This is a genomic window from Tardiphaga sp., assembly GCF_041424195.1.
Classification (GTDB): Bacteria; Pseudomonadota; Alphaproteobacteria; order Rhizobiales; family Xanthobacteraceae; genus Tardiphaga.
Window position 1 is genome coordinate 47,524 of sequence record NZ_JBGMOE010000103.1, and the last position, 17,052, is coordinate 64,575.

A 17,052-nucleotide genomic window follows, 5' to 3' on the forward strand; every position below is an offset into this window, starting at 1 on the left:
CGACGATGATTGCCATGATCCTCGCGCCAGATTCCGGCGATCGCCATCCTTCCCATGTAGCAACGACCAGGCCCGATGGGAGGGGGACGCCGCCGCCGACGCCTATGCGCCTTGCGCCTCCGGCTACCCCCGGACGCCGACAAATGAGCAAGCGCGATATATTTCAGCTATAAGAGTTACGCCGTATTTTGGACGTATTTAAGGTAATACTATTTAAGTGAAACCGAGGATGGGGAATGCCGCTCAATCTTTCCAACAGTCAGGCGCTCGGGCGGACCTACGCGGCGGCGCGCATGATGGCGGGCCTCGACCAGGGTGCCCTCGCGGCCCAGGCCGGGCTTTCTGCCGGCACGATTTCCAACGTCGAACGCGGGCGGGATTCCAGACCCGAGACACTGAAAGCGATCCGTCTCGCCCTGAATCGGGAAGGGGTCTTGATCGGATTCAGCCGCAACAACGGCCTGGCGACGGTGTCGATCGGTTTTGCCGCCGATGATTCAGATGAGGAGTAAGGTAATGCGTACTTATTTTGGCGAATTCAACCGGGTGGTCGGCGACAACATTCGCCGTGCCATGAGCGTCCTCCGATCCTGGGGTCTCGACGTGCAGTTGCTACCGCACAAGACCGCACTACGGATCGAGCGACCGGACGATATGTCGTGGACCGATTTCAAGCGTGCCATCCGCGCTGTGCTGCAGCCCCGGCGCGGATCGGCGATGATCTCAAGCGAATCCACGGGGCGGACCTACGTCTGCAGCAATCGGGGCAACCAGCCCGGCGATTTCCAGCGTCAGTGAGAAGGGACTTCGCGGTGCTGGCCTTTCACGAAACCGAGACGTGCGAGGGCATCATCCAGCATCTCGAGCAGCGCCAGTGCGCGTGGCGCTCGGACGTACAGATACGCGACAGAGGCAGCGAGACGTCGGCGGATGCCCGCGTCGAGATGACGTTCCGCCTGGGTGACCAGCTCTATGCCATCGAGCACACCGGCATCGAGCCGTTCGACGGCTTCATGGCGCATCAAAATCGTGCTGCATCACTATTCTTGCCGCTTCAGGCCGCCGCGGCTGCGGCGTTGGGCTCGGTGTTGGCCAACGGCGTCGTCATCGAAATGCACCTGCCGATCGACGCCTTCACGGATCGCAAGATGCCCGAGGTGCGCGCCATTCAGGCCGCGTTGCTCGCCTGGATCACCGCCACCGCGCCGACACTGCCGCCGCGTCGCTATGCCGATTATCGGGACACGCTCGTGACGGCCCAGCCGGCCGGCGTGCCGTTTCAGGCTTCCTTAGTACGGTTCGACGGCATCGCCGGGATGGAGGGCCGATTCCAGCTCAAGCATCTGACGCGCGGCAGCGAGACGCCGCGCGTCGAGCGCATCGCGCGCGCCTGCGAGAAGAAGTTTCCCAAGCTCGCGCGCTGGAAACAGTCGGACGGCGCCCGGACCGTCTTGGTATTCGAAGACAATGACGTGCAGCTTACCAATGTTTCTATCGTCGCCGAGGCCTACCTTCCGATCGCCAGCGCGCGCGCCGACGCGCCGGACGAGACCTATATGGTCTCGACCTATACATCGCCGTGGTACGCGTGGCCGCTGTTGGTCGCCGGGCAGAGCTATTTCGACCTCGCGGCGATCAGCCATCCCATTCATTTCGAGATGGACACGAGCGGCCGTCTCCTCAAACCGGGCTTGACGGCACATGTCTGAAACCAACACTCCCGACCATAGCCGTGTGCCGTTGCCGCCGCAGCTTCAACAGGCGATCGAGGCGTTCAAGGGCTGGACGAGCCAGCATCTCCTGTCCGAGCAGAACGACAGCACGATTGCGACCACCCTCTATCACTACACCGATGTGCGCGGTCTCAAGGGCATGCTCGAGGCCGGACAGATCTGGTTCACCGACTACCGGCATCTCAACGACCCCAGCGAGTTGACCCACGGCATCGATATGGCCCGCGATGTGGCCCAGCACATTGCCACCGGAGCGGATGGCCGGGTCCGGCTGTTTCTCGACTACTTTCTCGATCTCTTTCGACACGACAATTTCGCACCGACCCTGGAATTCTTCATCGCCTGTTTCAGCCGTGCACGAGACGATCTCGGCCAGTGGCGCGCCTATGCGGACAACGGACGAGGCGTCGCGATCGGGCTCTCCCCATCGCTCTTCGCCGTCGCCGACGCTCCGCCACCCGGTCAGCTTCCGGAGTTTGTTGGTCCGGTTCGCTACAGTCTGGCCGATGTGTGCGGCCGGCACGAAGCCTGTCTTGAGGAAGCAGCGGCGATCTTTCTCGCCGCCGCGAACGCCAACGCCGATCTGCTGGCCGACAAAACTGTCGGCATCCCGTTCATGGACCAGTTCGTCCGCGAGATCATCGCTTCGCCGCTGATCTGGAACTGCCTCACCTCGAAGCACCCTGCTTATGAGCACGAGCAGGAGGTGCGTCTGGTGATGATGGGAACGCCGGCCGTCGTCTCGCCATTCGTCACGACGCGCTTTCGCGGCAGCGAGATCGTTCCCTACATCGCCCAGCCGATGCCGCTCCGCGTCCAACACAAGATCGCCGAGATCGTCGTCGGTCCAGCGGCGCCGCCCGACGCCGAGCGGACCGTGCGCACCATGCTCCGCTCCATCGGAATCAATTGGGACTTTCCCATCGGCCGATCCGACATTCCCTATCGGGCGTCCTGACCCGGCTCGGGAAGGGGATCCCTGCGATACCGTTTACACGGCGTCCTTGGCCGCCTTGACCGGACGCGCCCTGACAATCTTGCGCGCCGGCTTCGCCTTGAAGGTCATGGCCTCGCCTGTGAAGGGATTCGTGCCTTGGCGAGCCTTGGTGGCGGGTTTCTTGATGACGACGAATTTGGCGAAGCCGGGAACGAGGAAGACACCGTTCTTCTTCAACTCCTTGTAGCCGATCTCGGCGAGCGTCTCGATAACGCCTTTAACGTCCTTCTTGGCCACTTCGTTCTTCGTCGCGATCTGCTCGATCAACTGCGATTTCGTCATCTGCGTTGTCATCGTGGCTCCTTTGATTCGGGAAGCCGCGAGCATAGACGGTGGAATCATGAAAATCAGGGATTTCCGGCGGCAGCGTCAGCGGTCTCGCGCGTCCGGAATCGACAGATCGATGTGGCGTCGCCCTGCGGGCCGGGCTGTCGGCTGCGCTGAAGCCCCGCGAGTTGCGGGTCTTCACCCTGCGGGCGTCCATCCCTGACGCAAGAGGTGTGGCGCGCGGCGCGGGCGCGATCTCCTGCGCCGCGTGTGGATCCATCGCAATTGAGAGGAAGAGTGCGGACCGGGTTTCCCGCGACGGGTTGAGGGTCGGGAGAGAGGCTTCCGGCGCCCGTCGCGGAGAACCGCGATGTCCAGACATGACCGCAGCGCGCGCGCCGGCCACGACCGTGCGAGCCTTTATACTGAAATCACCGACAAGATCATCGCCGAGCTGGAAGCCGGTCGCATCCCGTGGGTTCAACCGTGGGGCACTGCGGCGGTGAGGGCGCCGCTCGCGATGCCGTGCAACGCCACCACGCAGCGCCGATATTCCGGGATCAACGTGCTGATCCTGTGGGGCGCCGTCATCGAGCGCGGCTTCTCGGGCCAGAGCTGGCTCACCTTCCGCCAGGCACTTGGTCTGGGCGGCCATGTCAGGAAGGGCGAGCGCGGCACCACTGTCGTCTATGCCGATCGCTTCACGCCGGAGGACGAACGCCGCCGCGCTGCCGAGACCGGGGAGGAGCCGGGCGCGATCCCGTTCCTCAAACGCTTTACCGTGTTTAACACCGGTCAATGCGACGGATTGCCCGAGGAGATCGCCGCGTCGATTGTCCCGCCGCCGCCGGGCGAGATCGCGCCGCAGGCCGAGGCTTTGATCGCCGCGGCCGGGGCGGATTTCCGCATCGGCGGTGCGCGCGCCTATTATAATGTCACGGGTGACTTTGTGCAGGTGCCGCCGCCTGGCGCGTATTTTGAGCCGATCAACTGGCACCGCACCGCCTTCCATGAGCTCGGTCATTGGACCGGCGCGTCCTCCCGGCTCAAGCGGGATCACTCCGGATCGTTCGGCTCGAAATCCTACGCGCGCGAAGAACTGGTCGCGGAAATGGCCGGCGCGTTCGTCTGCGCCTCGCTCGGCATCGTGCCGACGGTGCGCCACGCCGATTACATCGGCTCGTGGCTGGAGGTGCTGCGCGAGGATAACCGTGCCGTCGTGCGCGCGGCGAGCGCGGCGTCGAAGGCGTCCGATTTCCTGCTCGCGTTCCAGCCGCACGCCATCGACGTCGGCGCCGAGGGCAACGAGGAGGCCGCGTGATGCGTTCGCTTCCTACCTCAGCCGTTCGTCGTTGCGGCGCGCTTGAGAGTGAGAGGAGGGCCGGGGTGTCCGCGACGGGTTGGAGGTCGAGAGAGAGTCTTTCGGCCGCCCGTCGTGGAGTGATCGACATGGCTACAGCCGTTCCGAAAATCAAACTCAGTCCCTCGCGTGACATCCCCTTCAACAAGCTGGTCTTGAGCCAGTCGAACGTCCGGCGCGTGAAAGCGGGCGTCTCGATCGAGCAATTGGCGGAGAGCATCGCACTTCGCACGTTGCTTCAAAGCCTGAGTGTCCGGGCGGTCCTCGACGAAGACGGCAAGGAGACCGGCATGTTCGAGGTGCCGGCCGGCGGCCGGCGCTATCGCGCTCTTGAGCTGCTGGTGAAACAGAAGCGCATGACGAAGACACAGCTTGTTCCTTGCGTGATCCGAGACGACGGTCTCGCTGAGGACGATTCCCTGGCTGAGAACGATGAGCGGGTCGGTCTGCATCCGCTCGACCAGTTCCGCACGTTCAAGCTGCTGCGTGATGGCGGCATGAGCGAGGACGACATCGCCGCCCGGCACTTCGTGTCGTCGGCGATCGTCAAGCAGCGCCTGCGGCTGGCATCGGTGTCGCCGAAGCTGCACGAGATTTATGCCGACGACGGCATAACCCTCGAACAGCTCATGGCATTCTCCGTTACTGCCGACCAGGCGCGCCAGGAGCAGGTCTGGGATAATGTCAGCCGCTCTCAGCTCGACGAGCCGTACCAGATCCGGCGGATGCTGACGGAGAACACCGTCCGCGCTTCCGACCGTCGCGCCCAGTTCATCGGGCTCGATGCCTACGAGCAGGCCGGTGGCGCCGTCATGCGCGACCTGTTCGAACACGATGACGGCGGGTGGCTGCAGGATGTGCCGTTGCTTGATCGCCTCGTCACCGAGAAGCTGACGGCGCAGGCTGAAATCATTGGGGCCGAAGGCTGGAAGTGGATCGCGGTGGCGGTCAATTTCCCCTATGGCCACACCGACGACCTGCGCGAGTTGGAGGGTCTACCGGCAGATCTGACCGACGACGAACGTGCGTCGATCGAGGCGTTGAAGGCGGAGTACGACAAGCTCGAGGCCGAATACGCCGAAGCCGACGAACTGCCCGACGAGATCGATCAACGGCTCGGCGAAATCGAGGCGGCGCTGTCCGCCTTCGACGCCCGGCCGATGACCTACGATCCGGCCGAGATCGCCCGCGCCGGCGTCTTCATCAGCGTCGATGACGAGGGCGCGCTGTCGGTCGATCGCGGCTATGTCCGACCGGACGATGAAGCTCCCGTCGGCGTCGACGTTGAAGCGGAATCCGACGCCGACGGTGAAAACGCAGGCGGTGGCGAGGCCGACGTGGCGGTCCAACGCGCCATCATCACGGTCGGCGGCGCGCCGGCCGAACCGGAAGATGACGAGGACGACGCGATCAAGGCGTTGCCGGACCGGCTGATGACCGACCTGACCGCGCATCGGACCTTGGCCTTACGCGATGCTTTGGCAACCCACACGTCGGTGGCTTTCGTGGCGGTGCTGCACAACTTCGTGCTGGCGACGTTCTATCGCTTCGCAACATCGAGCGGTTGTCTGGAAATCGCGGTGCGCTCCCCGACGCTTCCCGCCCAGGCGCCGGGACTGAACGACTGCGCCTCGGCCAAGGCGATTGATGCGCGTCACGATGCGTGGAAGGCACGATTGCCGAAGGAGGATGGCAGACTCTGGGGCGCACTGATGGCGTTCGACGAGGCCGAACAGGCATCGCTGCTTGCACATTGCGCCTCGCTCAGCGTCAACGCGCTCTACGAGCCGGCCAATCGCTACAATGAAGGCCGCGTCTCCGCGCATGGCGTTCGCCGCAGACTCGATCAGGCGGATGTCTTGGCGCGCGCCGTCGGTCTCGACATGGCGGCGGCGGGCTGGAAGACCGGCGTCGACAACTATCTCGGCCGCGTCACCAAGCCCCGCATTCTCGAAGCGGTGCGCGAGGCCAAGGGCGAACCGTCCGTGCAGCTCATCGACCACCTCAAGAAGGGCGATATGGCGCGCGAGGCCGAGCGGCTGTTGGAGGGCACCGGCTGGCTGCCCGAGCCGCTGCGTTCCGCCGATGCCGAAGTTGTGGCCGATGCGGCGGCCGGTGAAGCGGAATCGTTGCCCGCATTTCTCACCGGTGACGACGAGATCCACGCCGACGCCGATGAAGATCAGCCGCATGTCATCGCGGCGGAATGATTGATCAACGCGGGGCGGCGCAAGCCGTTCCGCATCTCTCCATCTCACCGCATCCCATCACATGCCCGGCCCCTGCAGCGACAGGGACACGCCGGGCTTTTCCATTTCAGGAGACCGATATGTTTGATAATGCCAATCCCGCCGCTCGGATCGTTGCGGCCGCGCGACTGATCCTTTCCCACCTCGAACGTGGCCATCGCGTCGACGCCGCCAGCCTGCGCGCGGCGATGGAATCCGCCTTCGCCGGTTCCGATGCCGGTGGTGCTTGGGACTGGAAGACCGCATACGACGTCTGCGAGGCCGCGACGGTCTTGTTCGTCCGCAAATTCGGTCCAGCGATGCGGGCGCGTGCCGCGTCGCCGCCCGCCATGCTGCCGATGCTGGCGAAGGTTGCCGGCCTTCTCCCCACGCATACGCGGCGATCGGAAGCGAGCGAGGCTTTTCAGCAATTCAGCACGCCCATTGGATTGGGGCTTGCGGCTTCCGCCGCCGCTGACATCACGCCGGCCGACATCGTCCTCGAACCATCGGCTGGTACAGGCTTGCTCGCCATTCTCGCGGAATTGTCAGGCGCGTCGCTCGCGCTCAACGAACTCGCCGATGCTCGCGCTTCGCTTCTCTCACTGCTCTTTCCTGCCGTTCCCGTCACCCGCTTCGATGCGGCGCATATCGACGATCATCTCGACGCCGGCATCACGCCGAGCGTCGTGCTGATGAACCCACCATTCTCGGCCGTCGCGCATGTCGATCGCCGCATTGCCGACGCGGCACTGCGTCATATCTCGTCGGCGCTGGCGCGGCTCGCCGATGGCGGTCGTCTGGTCACGATCACCGGAGCGAACTGCGCACCGGATAGTCCGGTGTGGCGCGACGCGTTCGTCGGCTTGCAGGAGCGGGGGAGGATCGTGTTCTCGGCCGCGATCGACGGGGCGGTCTATGCCAGGCACGGCACCACCATGGATACGCGCCTCACCGTGATCGATAAGCGCGCGGCCGACGATCCGACCGCGTTTCCAGCTTCGCCCGGTCTCGCGCCTGACGTCGCCACGTTGCTGGGCTGGATCGCCGAACGCGTGCCGTCGCGGCTGCCGATAACGGCCCCGCTGGCCAGCCCGATCATCGTTCGATCGGTGGCAACCGGCGCATCGCGTCCTGTCGTCTTGCGCGCTTCCTCCATCCCGGCGACGGCTCCCGAACCCAAAGCGATCGAGCTTGCGTATGAGGTCATCGATTGGAAGCCGGTCGAGGGCGGCAATATTACTGACGCGCTGTACGAAGAATATGGATTGCAATCGATCCGGATTCCCGGCGCGTGCCCTCATCCGACCAAACTCGTGCAGTCGGCTGCGATGGCCTCGGTGGCGCCGCCGCAACCGAGCTATCGCCCGCATCTTCTCGCCAACACCGTGTCGGACGGATTGCTGTCCGATGCCCAGCTTGAATCCGTGATCTATGCTGGGGAGGCGCATTCCCGTTTCCTCGCCGGATCATGGACGGTCGACGAGACCTGGGACATTGTCTCTGCCGCATCCGACGACACCGAACACGCGGTACGCTTTCGATGTGGCTGGTTCCTCGGCGACGGCACCGGCGCCGGCAAGGGCCGGCAGGCCGCCGGCATCCTGCTCGACAACTGGTTGAAGGGCCGCACCAAGGCGGTCTGGATCTCCAAATCCGACAAGCTGATCGAGGATGCCCAGCGCGACTGGTCGGCGCTCGGCATGGAGCGCCTGCTGATCACACCGCTGTCGCGCTTCCGCCAGGGCACGCCAATCTGTCTGGAGCAGGGCGTCCTTTTTACCACCTATGCCACGCTACGCTCCGACGCGCGTGACGAGAAGGTATCGCGGGTCAGACAGATCGTGGAATGGTTGGGCGCCGACTTCGATGGCGTCATCATCTTCGACGAGTCTCACGCGATGCAGAATGCCGGAGGCGGGAAGGGTGAACGCGGTGATGTCGCGGCCTCGCAGCAGGGGCGCGCCGGGCTTCGCCTGCAACATGCGTTGCCGAATGCGCGCGTGGTCTATGTCTCGGCGACCGGCGCGACCACCGTGCACAATCTCGCTTACGGCCAACGTCTCGGATTGTGGGGCGGCGAGAACTTTCCGTTTGCGACGCGCGGTGAGTTCGTCGAGGCGATCGAGGCCGGCGGCGTCGCGGCGATGGAGGTGCTGGCACGCGACCTCAAGGCGCTCGGTCTCTATGCCGCGCGGTCGCTCTCCTACGACGGTGTCGAATACGAACTGATTGAACATAAGCTCACCGACGAGCAGATCCGCATTTACGATGCGTATGCCGGCGCCTTCAGCGTCATCCATAACAACCTTGAAGCCGCGATGAAGGCCGCGAATATCACCGGCGCCACGGGCACGCTGAACGCGCAGGCCAAGTCCGCCGCGCGGTCGGCTTTCGAATCCGCCAAGCAGCGCTTCTTCAATCATCTCATTACCGCGATGAAAACGCAGTCGCTGATTGCTTCGGTCGAGCGTGATCTGAAAGCCGGCCACGCCGCCGTCATCCAGATCGTCTCGACCGGTGAGGCGCTGATGGAGCGGCGTCTCGCCGAAATTCCGACCGAGGAGTGGGGTGATGTTCAGGTCGACATCACGCCACGCGAATACGTGCTGGATTATCTCGTGCACTCCTTCCCGACGCAGCTCTATGAGCCGTTCACGACCAGCGAGGGCGATCTGTCGTCGCGGCCGGTATTCCGAGACGGCCAGCCGGTGCAATGCCGGGACGCGGTCGCCCGCCGTGATCGGCTGATCGAGAAGCTGGCATCGCTATCACCAGTCCACGGCGCGCTCGACCAGATCGTGCAGCGCTTCGGTACGGACATGGTGGCGGAAGTCACAGGCCGCTCGCGACGTATTATCCGCAGGACCGGGGCAGACCACGTCGATCGACTCGTGGTCGAGAACCGTGTCGGGTCTGCGAACCTCGGCGAGACCCAGGCCTTCATGGACGACCTCAAGCGCATCCTGGTGTTCTCCGGTGCCGGCGGCACCGGGCGCTCCTATCACGCCGAGCTTTCGGCCAGGAACCGTCGTCTCCGCGTACATTATCTCCTGGAGGCCGGGTGGAAGGCCGACGCCGCAATTCAGGGGTTGGGTCGGACCAACCGCACCAACCAGGCGCAGCCGCCGCTGTTCCGGCCGATTGCGACCAACGTGAAGGCAGAGAAGCGCTTCCTCTCGACCATCGCGCGGCGTCTCGACACGCTGGGCGCCATTACCAAGGGCCAGCGCCAGACCGGCGGGCAGGGCCTCTTCCGCGCCGAGGACAATCTCGAAAGCCATTACGCGCGCGATGCGCTGCGCCAGCTCTATGTCTTGCTCGTCACCGGCAAGGTCGCCGGCTGTTCGCTTCAAGCATTCGAGGATGCGACCGGATTGAAGCTGACGGACTCGGGCGGCATCAAGGACGATCTGCCGCCGATCACCACGTTCCTCAATCGCTTGCTGGCGCTGACCATCGACCTGCAGAACATCCTGTTCACGGCGTTCGAGCAATTGCTGACTGCACGCATCGAGGGTGCGATTGCCAGTGGCACCTACGATGTCGGGCTGGAGACGCTGCGAGCCGAGAGCTTCACCGTCTCCGCGCGCGAGACGATCTACACCCATCCTGGCACATCCGCCGAAACCCGCCTGCTGACGATCACCCAGCGCGAGCGCAACCGCCCGGTGACTCTGGACGAGGCGTTCGAGCGTCTGTCCGACCCGCGCGCCTTGCTGCTGATCAACACCCAGTCGGGCCGTGCCGCCGTGCAGGTGCCGGCACGTAGCGTGATGTCGGACGACGGCGAGGTGGAACGCCGCGTTCGGCTGATCCGGCCGATGGAGCATGCCGCCATGCCTTTGGCGGCAATGCCGCAGACCCATTGGCAGGAAGCCAACCGCGACGGCTTTGCAAGAGCCTGGCAGGCCGAAGTCGCGGAGGTCCCGCCGTTCACAGACAGCGAGATCCATATTGTCGCCGGTCTGTTGCTGCCGATCTGGAAGCGTCTCCCGAACGAATCGACACGGGTCTATCGGCTTCAGACCGACAGCGGCGAGCGCATCATCGGCCGCAAGGTCTCGTCGGCCTGGGTCGCCAGTGCTCTGGAGGCGGGGACTTCAACTCTATCTCCGGATGCCGCCTTCATCGCGCTGATGGACGGCAAGACCATTCTCGATCTTGCCGAGGGTCTTCAGCTTCGACGCGCGCGCGTGATGGGCACCCACCGGATCGAACTTTCCGGTTTTACAGATGTGATGCGCGACCGGCTGCGCGCCTACGGCCTTTTTAGCGAGATCATCTCCTGGAAGCTGCGGTTCTTCGTTCCGGTCGATGCGACCGGGTCGGCGATCCTTGCCAAGGTGCTGGAGCGCTATCCGATCGCGCGTATCGCCGACCGGGCGGCGGCGTGACATGGCGCATGATGCGGCAGAGCTGGCGCATCGGCTCGCGCGCGAGGCCGAAGCGGTGTGCCGACATTATCTCTCCCAAGGGTGCCGGGTCGGAAACTACTGGCAGGTCGGCGACGCCAAGAATACGCAGGGCCGCTCGATGTTCGTGCGGCTGACCGGCGACCCGTCCGGCAAACGCCGTCCCGGAAAATGGACCGACGCGGCGACCGGCGAACACGGCGACCTGCTCGACATCATCAGCGAAACCTGCGGCTTGGTCGATTTCCACGATGTGGCCGACGAAGCACGACGTTTCCTGAGTTTACCACGGCCCGAGCCGAAGCCCGGAATTCCTGGGCGCTTATCGCCAGCGCCGATGGGCTCGCCGGAATCGGCCCGCCGGCTGATTGCGATATCGAGGCCGATCGCTGGCACTCTCGTCGATTTCTATTTGCGCCACCGCGGTATCACCCATCTGGATGACGTCAGCGCACTGCGATTTCACCCACGCTGCTACTATCGCCCCGATGCCGACGCGCCGACTCAGACTTGGCCCGCGATGATCGCTGCTGTCACCGATCTCAAAGGCCACATCACCGGCGCGCATCGCACCTGGCTCGATCCATCCGGTTGCGACAAGGCGCCAGTCGACACGCCGCGGCGCGCGATGGGCCATCTCTTGGGCAATGCCGTTCGCTTCGGCGTCGCCGATGACGTGATGGCGGCGGGCGAGGGGATCGAGACCATGATGTCGCTCCGCTGCGTCATGACGACCCTGCCGATGAATGCCGCGCTCTCGGCCGCGCATCTCGCCGCCATCCTGTTTCCGGCCACGCTGCGCCGTCTCTATATCGTGCGTGATGACGATCCGGCGGGCGATAGTGCGATGGGGAGCTTGAGTGCACGAGCACAGGCGGTCGGGATCGAGGCGATCACGCTGTCGCCACGTTGCGACGACGTCAACGGGGATCTGCGGCGTCGCGGCATCGATGCGTTACGGGCAGCATTGCGGGTGCAGATCGTCCCGGAAGACGTTGGCCGCTTCTTGCATCCGGACGTCAGCGCCGGGACGGGGTGAGGCAAGCGGCGTTCCGATCATGCGCCGCCTTCGGTGTTGGCTTCTCATCGTGTCGGAGAGGTCCGCGTCCCCGGCCTTCTGAGAGGGCGATCGAGCCGTCAAACGGTCCGGCCCCGCAATGGCGGATGGCCGACTATTTTCCGTCGCGCCCTGCATTGTTTCCATCGCGCCGGGCGCGATGGAGGAGGGCGCTTTACATCGCGAGTCAAAATAGTCGGCCCCCACCATCCTCCGCTGCGCTCCGGCCGCTTCCGCTTCGCTGCAGCGGTGCAGGTCCGGCCCGCCCGACGGCTTTCGTCGCCACGAAGGCCGCGATGGGCGCGGCCGATCCGAGCACAAGGAAGCCGCCATGACGACCGACGACGACACCACCGGCTACGAGCCGCCGCAGGCATCATCCCCGACCGATCATCTGCTGACCGAACTCCAGCTCTACGGCCACCGCCCGTTCCAGGACGAACCCGATCCGCGGCCGTTGCCCGACCCCCGCATCGCCGCCGGCGCCGTCGCCGACATTTTTGACGCCCTCATCGGCAGCCTTGATGACACCCGGCTCGAACCCGACCTTGACGATCTGTTGTGGTCGACCGTCAATCTCTTCCATCGCGCGACGGAGCGGATCGCACGCCACCTCGACGACAACGAGCAGGCGCAGCGACGCGGCCAACGCGAACAGGATGGCTCCGAGGTGCGGTCGGTCGAACTGGAACGCCTCATCGCCGAGGGCATGACGCTCAGCGAGCGTCGCAACGCCATGGAGTTCTTTCGCGACCATGCCGCCGAACACTACGAACGGCGCACCCACACGGCGTGGCGCCCGCGGTCCGGGTCGATGGTCAACCACCGCGCGCTCACCGCGACCATGATCGACAGCCGCGACTACCTCGCGGCCAAGCGTCGGGCCGAGACCGAGGTGATGCTGCCGCCCGGACCGAAGGTGGCCTTCAGCGGCGGGCTCGACTTCAACGATCACCGCCTGATCTGGGACGTGCTCGACAAAACCCGCATCAAACACGCCAACATGGTGCTGCTGCACGGCGGATCGCCGAAAGGTGCCGAGTTGATCGCGTCCAAATGGGCCGACAATCGCAAGGTGCCGCAGATCGCCTTCAAGCCGGACTGGACACGGCACGCGAAAGCCGCACCTTTCAAGCGCAACGATGCGATGCTCGACGTGCTGCCGATCGGTGTCCTGGTCTTCCCGGGAACTGGTATCCAGGAGAACCTCGCCGACAAGGCGAAGAAGCTCGGCATCCCGGTCTGGAAATTCGGCAAGAAGCCTGAGGAGGGAGGCGCGTAAGCGCCGCCGCCTTTTCATCGAGTTTCAAACACGATGCGGCGCATTGAAACGCGCCGCAGAAAAATCTGCTGCCACAATGGATCAATTTTGCTATTGTTCGACTTGCGCCGTGGTGGTGGTGGAGGCGCGACCCTTGCACTCTTGTGACAGGATAAACCACCATGGTCGCCATCGGCGTTGTTCTCAATCTCGTCGGACTCGGCGTCTTCTGCTGGCTGTTGTTTACGCTGGCCGTTTATGCCTTGCCGTTTTTTATCGCCGTCACCGCGGGCCTCTTCGCCTATCACAGCGGAGCGGGTTCGCTCGGCGCCGTTACGCTCGCTCTCCTTACCGGCGGCGCGACGCTCGCAGCGGCGCAGATCGCCTTCACGCTGGTCCGGGCGCCGTTCCTCCGTTTCGTTCTTGCGGTGCTGTTCGCGGGACCGGCCGCAGTCGCCGGGTTCTACGCGACGCACGGCCTTGCCGCGTTCACGACACCTTCGGAGATGTGGCAGAATATCTTTGCCGTCGTCGGCGCGATGGTCGTCGGCGCAACCGCCTGGCTGCGGCTGGCCGATGCCCCGCTCGACGGTGGAACATCGCGAGCGGATCAGGACGTCGTCCGGCGCCGCGGTCTGACCTCGACCTGAGGCAGCCCGCCGCCCGTCGCCAGATTCACGCTTTCCGAAGCGTTGCCGCATGCTCGCGCACTAACCTCGAGCGGGTCACGCTTCGCGGACGAACGGATGTCCGTGCGCCGATGGCTGGCCGACATCGCCGCGGCACGGTGCATTGGGTCGGCAGTGTTGGAGTGACAGGCGAAAAACTGCCCGGACATCGACGACGCTATCCCAGATCGCCAGATGTTGCGTGGTAAGGCGCAGGTTCGCTGGTTCTTTCTCCTTGCAAGGCTCTGTCACGCCGAGCGCGGGTCATCGGGTCTCTGTGATGGCCTGATCTGGCCGAACGACGGCTGCGCCTCGATCGCCTAGCTGCAATGCCGTCGTTCAACTTTCTTCCCCTGGGCTTCGCCCATTCCTCGCGCAAGACAAGAAAGTTGCCCGCCTGGCATCCTCCGCTGCGCTTCGGTCCGAAGACGGATGCAGCGCCGATCGCCTCCGGCCTGTCGATCGCCATCGAGACCGCGATGGTCGCGGCTCGGAAACAGAGAACAAGGAGAATTACCATGGCGAACATCGGCACCTTCACCAAGAACGAGGCTGGCGCATTTATCGGCGAAATCGTCACGCTCAGCTTCCAGGCCAAGAACGTCCGCCTCGTCCCCGAGACCAACCGGGCCAACGAGAACGCCCCGAGCCACCGCGCCTATGTCGGCCGGGCCGAGATCGGCGCCGCCTGGCCCAAGCGCTCCGCGGAACAGCGCGACTACCTCTCGGTCAAGCTCGACGATCCGAGCTTCAACGCTCCGATCTACGCGAACCTCTTCGACGACGAGGAGGGCGGCAGCTACACCCTGATCTGGTCGCGCCCGCAGAAGGCTCGCACGGCTTCCGTCGATTGATCAATCCGCTCTCAGATGCCCCGCCGGGAGGCGGGGCATCTCGCGCGCTCAAGGCGTCGCCTATCGACCGCGCGCGAAGCACGCGCGGCGAGGGCGTCCATCTTCAAAAGGGAAATTACTACGCGGCCGCCCGCGCCGACGGGTCGCGCTGCGTCTCGACGCGCGTCTGAAAGGCATGATCGCAAGCGTCACAGCGCCAGTGCAGGATGACTCGATCCGCGCTGACGAACGTAGCATGCTCGGCGGCGAACAGCGCCTCGCCGCAGGCCGGGCAGCCCCGAAACCCCATGAAGCGCGCAAATATCCGCAGGCGAGAATCTGTCGTCATCGGCACCGGCTCCTCGGTGCACCGCATAAGCGCCCGGTGTGAAGACGACGTGACTTCTACGGTGAAGATTCAAGGTCTCTTTGTGGCGCAAGTCCGGGCGAACGATGTCTTCGCAGCCGCAGCAAATCGCAGGATGCAATCTCCGCCCGCGATGTGATCTTGAGACCAGAGCCGATGCGACGCCGCCGGATCAGGACTTGCCGCGCGACGGCTTCGACGCGCGCCGTAGCAGCGCATCGGGCTCGACACCGAGCACCTCGGCCAATTTTCCAACCATGTCGATGGTCGCGGCGTAAACGCCGCGTTCGAGCGAGCTGATATAGGTCCGGTCGACGTCCGCTTCATGCGCCAACGCCTCCTGCGACAGCCCCTTGGCATGCCGGGTCCGGCGCAGGTTGCGGGCGAACACCTCTCGAATCTCCATTCGAAAAGTGTTCGTCTTGTAGGGTATTTCACTACGGAGTATACTCGACAAACCGATCCTGCTTGCCTCCTGGAATCCGACGGAATTCGGAGGCAGCCGGGACGCGGACCTCTTGACGATTTGCGGTAAAAGCCGGGCGACCTGTTAATGGCCCAAAAACTGTCATCGGTCCGAAGCAAGAGTGCCGTATTTTTGCGGTACGAATGTCGACAGATGACTGGCGCGAGTTTTCGCCATGACAAAAATTGCCTTTGACGACCATCCCCCCGACCTGCCGCATGTCACGCCTTACGACGAGCGGCACCTCAAGACCTACCTTCGGCTGCTTGATGCCGATGAGGAGGGGGCCGACTGGCGTGAGGTCGTGCAGGTGATTTTCGGTCTCGACGCGGAACGCGAGGCGGATCGCGCGCGTAGCGTGCATGACAGTCATCTTGCTCGCGCACGATGGATGACCAAGGCCGGATATCGTGACCTGCTCAAACCACCATTTCAATGAGTTGAGTAGGCGACGTTTTTCATGGCACCACGCCTATTCCATCACCTTTCGCTGATCGCGGTGTTGCAACACGCGTTGCAGCGACGGCGACTTCTGCACATCGACGATGCTTCCGGATACTCGGCGACGGGGAGGGGCATGCCTTTCTTGAGGCTGAGTAGCGCTGGAGTGGTCGCATGCCGGATGATGAAAGTTGGCGGTCGCAAGATCCGTCCGCCTATCTCGATCGTGTGCAACGAGCGGGGTTCGCCTGGGAGTTTCTGAGGCGCAACCCCGATTACCGCGATGATTACGAACGTATAAGCCGCGATGCGATAAGCGGCATCGCCATCGCGCCGGAGGCCGCCCTTGCGCTGGCCCAGCGCTGGGGGTTGAGTTTTCCCGTGCGACCCGATGCAACGCAGCGACCGCGCGCTGGTCTTGTGGGAGTTTACCGCGCTGCCAACCGCGACGATCGTGACGACAGCGCCGCCGGGCAGCGGATCGGAGATCACGCTCGATCGGATTCCACTGGCCCTCGAAAAGCAGCGCACAGACGGCCGTCACCTGCTGTGGCAGGGGCTAAACGACGACCAGCGGATCTGGATTCTCCCCGGTACGAATCCGTCGGCACCGATCGCCGCCGTTATCCCGTTCGATACGCACGTGGCGCAACGCGTCGAAGCCGTCCTTCAAATCTGGCACCGCCTGACTGATGCCGAGGTGCGCCCGACAGCCTTGCCGCTAACCGTGCAACAGCGCCGCCGCTTGATCTTGATGCTGAGAGCACTTGACGGTCGCCAGCAACGGGCGACGTACCGCGATCTCGCTGCCACCCTGCTTGATCCCGATGTGCGGATCCAAAGCCGGCGCGACTGGCTGACCTCGTCCTATCGTTCGCAGATCATCCGACTGGTCAAAGACGCCGTCGGTCGGATGCAGGGCGGCTATCGCGACTTGCTCTCCGGCCAATAGCTGCTGC

Annotated in this window: 17 protein-coding genes and 1 pseudogene; 14 read left to right on the forward strand and 4 right to left on the reverse strand. The window is 64.2% G+C overall.

The genetic code is table 11. The features are described 5' to 3' along the window. The first annotated feature begins 236 nt into the window (after window positions 1–236). Window positions 237–512 carry a helix-turn-helix domain-containing protein gene (locus tag ACEK02_RS15330; protein WP_129267498.1) on the forward strand — a complete coding sequence of 92 codons (276 nt, stop codon included), beginning with the start codon at window positions 237–239 and terminating at the stop codon, window positions 510–512. Between the two features lie 4 nt (window positions 513–516). Continuing rightward, window positions 517–798 (forward strand): hypothetical protein, encoded by a 282-nt coding sequence (locus ACEK02_RS15335; RefSeq protein WP_211379285.1) that lies wholly within the window; start codon window positions 517–519, stop codon window positions 796–798. On the opposite strand, the gene ACEK02_RS15340 is transcribed toward ACEK02_RS15335, so the two are convergent. Continuing rightward, window positions 792–1,022: a hypothetical protein gene (locus ACEK02_RS15340; protein ID WP_371422506.1), complete on the reverse strand. Its 231-nt coding sequence runs from the start codon at window positions 1,020–1,022 to the stop codon at window positions 792–794. The genes ACEK02_RS15335 and ACEK02_RS15340 overlap by 7 nt on opposite strands. Before the next feature lie 66 nt (window positions 1,023–1,088). Here ACEK02_RS15340 and ACEK02_RS15345 point away from each other — a divergent pair, with 66 nt between their 5' ends. After that, complete coding sequence (locus tag ACEK02_RS15345; RefSeq protein ID WP_371422507.1) at window positions 1,089–1,709, forward strand: hypothetical protein; 621 nt, start codon at window positions 1,089–1,091, stop codon at window positions 1,707–1,709. Then, window positions 1,702–2,691 carry a DUF2971 domain-containing protein gene (locus ACEK02_RS15350; protein ID WP_211379287.1) on the forward strand — a complete coding sequence of 330 codons (990 nt, stop codon included), beginning with the start codon at window positions 1,702–1,704 and terminating at the stop codon, window positions 2,689–2,691. The genes ACEK02_RS15345 and ACEK02_RS15350 overlap by 8 nt, the downstream gene beginning before the upstream one ends. A gap of 33 nt (window positions 2,692–2,724) precedes the next feature. Here the strand turns inward: ACEK02_RS15350 and ACEK02_RS15355 are convergent, their stop codons facing one another. Beyond that, window positions 2,725–3,024 (reverse strand): HU family DNA-binding protein, encoded by a 300-nt coding sequence (locus tag ACEK02_RS15355; protein WP_211379288.1) that lies wholly within the window; start codon window positions 3,022–3,024, stop codon window positions 2,725–2,727. 343 nt (window positions 3,025–3,367) lie between these two features. On the opposite strand from ACEK02_RS15355, the gene ACEK02_RS15360 reads away from it, so the two are divergent. The 7 genes from ACEK02_RS15360 (at window position 3,368) to ACEK02_RS15390 (ending at window position 14,840) form a co-directional block, all read left to right on the forward strand. Continuing rightward, window positions 3,368–4,318, forward strand: coding sequence for an ArdC family protein (locus tag ACEK02_RS15360; RefSeq protein ID WP_371422508.1), 951 nt, complete (start codon window positions 3,368–3,370; stop codon window positions 4,316–4,318). Window positions 4,319–4,446: 128 nt separating this feature from the next. Next, window positions 4,447–6,567 carry a ParB/RepB/Spo0J family partition protein gene (locus ACEK02_RS15365; RefSeq protein WP_211379319.1) on the forward strand — a complete coding sequence of 707 codons (2,121 nt, stop codon included), beginning with the start codon at window positions 4,447–4,449 and terminating at the stop codon, window positions 6,565–6,567. 119 nt (window positions 6,568–6,686) lie between these two features. Beyond that, window positions 6,687–10,982 carry a strawberry notch-like NTP hydrolase domain-containing protein gene (locus ACEK02_RS15370; protein ID WP_211379293.1) on the forward strand — a complete coding sequence of 1,432 codons (4,296 nt, stop codon included), beginning with the start codon at window positions 6,687–6,689 and terminating at the stop codon, window positions 10,980–10,982. Between the two features lies 1 nt (window position 10,983). Continuing rightward, window positions 10,984–12,039: a toprim domain-containing protein gene (locus ACEK02_RS15375; RefSeq protein WP_211379294.1), complete on the forward strand. Its 1,056-nt coding sequence runs from the start codon at window positions 10,984–10,986 to the stop codon at window positions 12,037–12,039. Between the two features lie 349 nt (window positions 12,040–12,388). Beyond that, window positions 12,389–13,339, forward strand: a complete 951-nt coding sequence (locus tag ACEK02_RS15380) for a DUF2493 domain-containing protein (protein WP_211379295.1) — start codon at window positions 12,389–12,391, stop codon at window positions 13,337–13,339. Between the two features lie 161 nt (window positions 13,340–13,500). Beyond that, entirely contained in the window at window positions 13,501–13,968 is a 468-nt protein-coding gene (locus tag ACEK02_RS15385) for a hypothetical protein (RefSeq protein ID WP_211379296.1), read from the forward strand. A 536-nt stretch (window positions 13,969–14,504) separates the two neighbouring features. After that, on the forward strand, window positions 14,505–14,840 hold the full coding sequence (locus ACEK02_RS15390) for a DUF736 domain-containing protein (protein ID WP_211379297.1): 336 nt from the start codon (window positions 14,505–14,507) through the stop codon (window positions 14,838–14,840). Between the two features lie 118 nt (window positions 14,841–14,958). Here ACEK02_RS15390 and ACEK02_RS15395 read toward each other — a convergent pair whose 3' ends face one another. Together ACEK02_RS15395 and ACEK02_RS15400 are read right to left on the reverse strand one after the other, a co-directional pair. Continuing rightward, window positions 14,959–15,168 carry a hypothetical protein gene (locus ACEK02_RS15395; RefSeq protein WP_211379298.1) on the reverse strand — a complete coding sequence of 70 codons (210 nt, stop codon included), beginning with the start codon at window positions 15,166–15,168 and terminating at the stop codon, window positions 14,959–14,961. A gap of 190 nt (window positions 15,169–15,358) precedes the next feature. Then, window positions 15,359–15,592, reverse strand: a complete 234-nt coding sequence (locus ACEK02_RS15400; RefSeq protein WP_024922039.1) for a helix-turn-helix domain-containing protein — start codon at window positions 15,590–15,592, stop codon at window positions 15,359–15,361. Between the two features lie 235 nt (window positions 15,593–15,827). On the opposite strand from ACEK02_RS15400, the gene ACEK02_RS15405 reads away from it, so the two are divergent. From ACEK02_RS15405 to ACEK02_RS15415, 3 genes and pseudogenes are all read left to right on the forward strand, one after another. Continuing rightward, window positions 15,828–16,091, forward strand: a complete 264-nt coding sequence (locus ACEK02_RS15405; RefSeq protein ID WP_211379299.1) for a DNA -binding domain-containing protein — start codon at window positions 15,828–15,830, stop codon at window positions 16,089–16,091. Between the two features lie 176 nt (window positions 16,092–16,267). Next, a pseudogene (locus ACEK02_RS15410) lies at window positions 16,268–16,462 on the forward strand (transcriptional regulator domain-containing protein); the annotation flags it as partial. Window positions 16,463–16,484: 22 nt separating this feature from the next. Continuing rightward, window positions 16,485–17,045, forward strand: coding sequence for a DUF2285 domain-containing protein (locus ACEK02_RS15415; protein ID WP_211379300.1), 561 nt, complete (start codon window positions 16,485–16,487; stop codon window positions 17,043–17,045). Window positions 17,046–17,052: the final 7 nt, after the last annotated feature.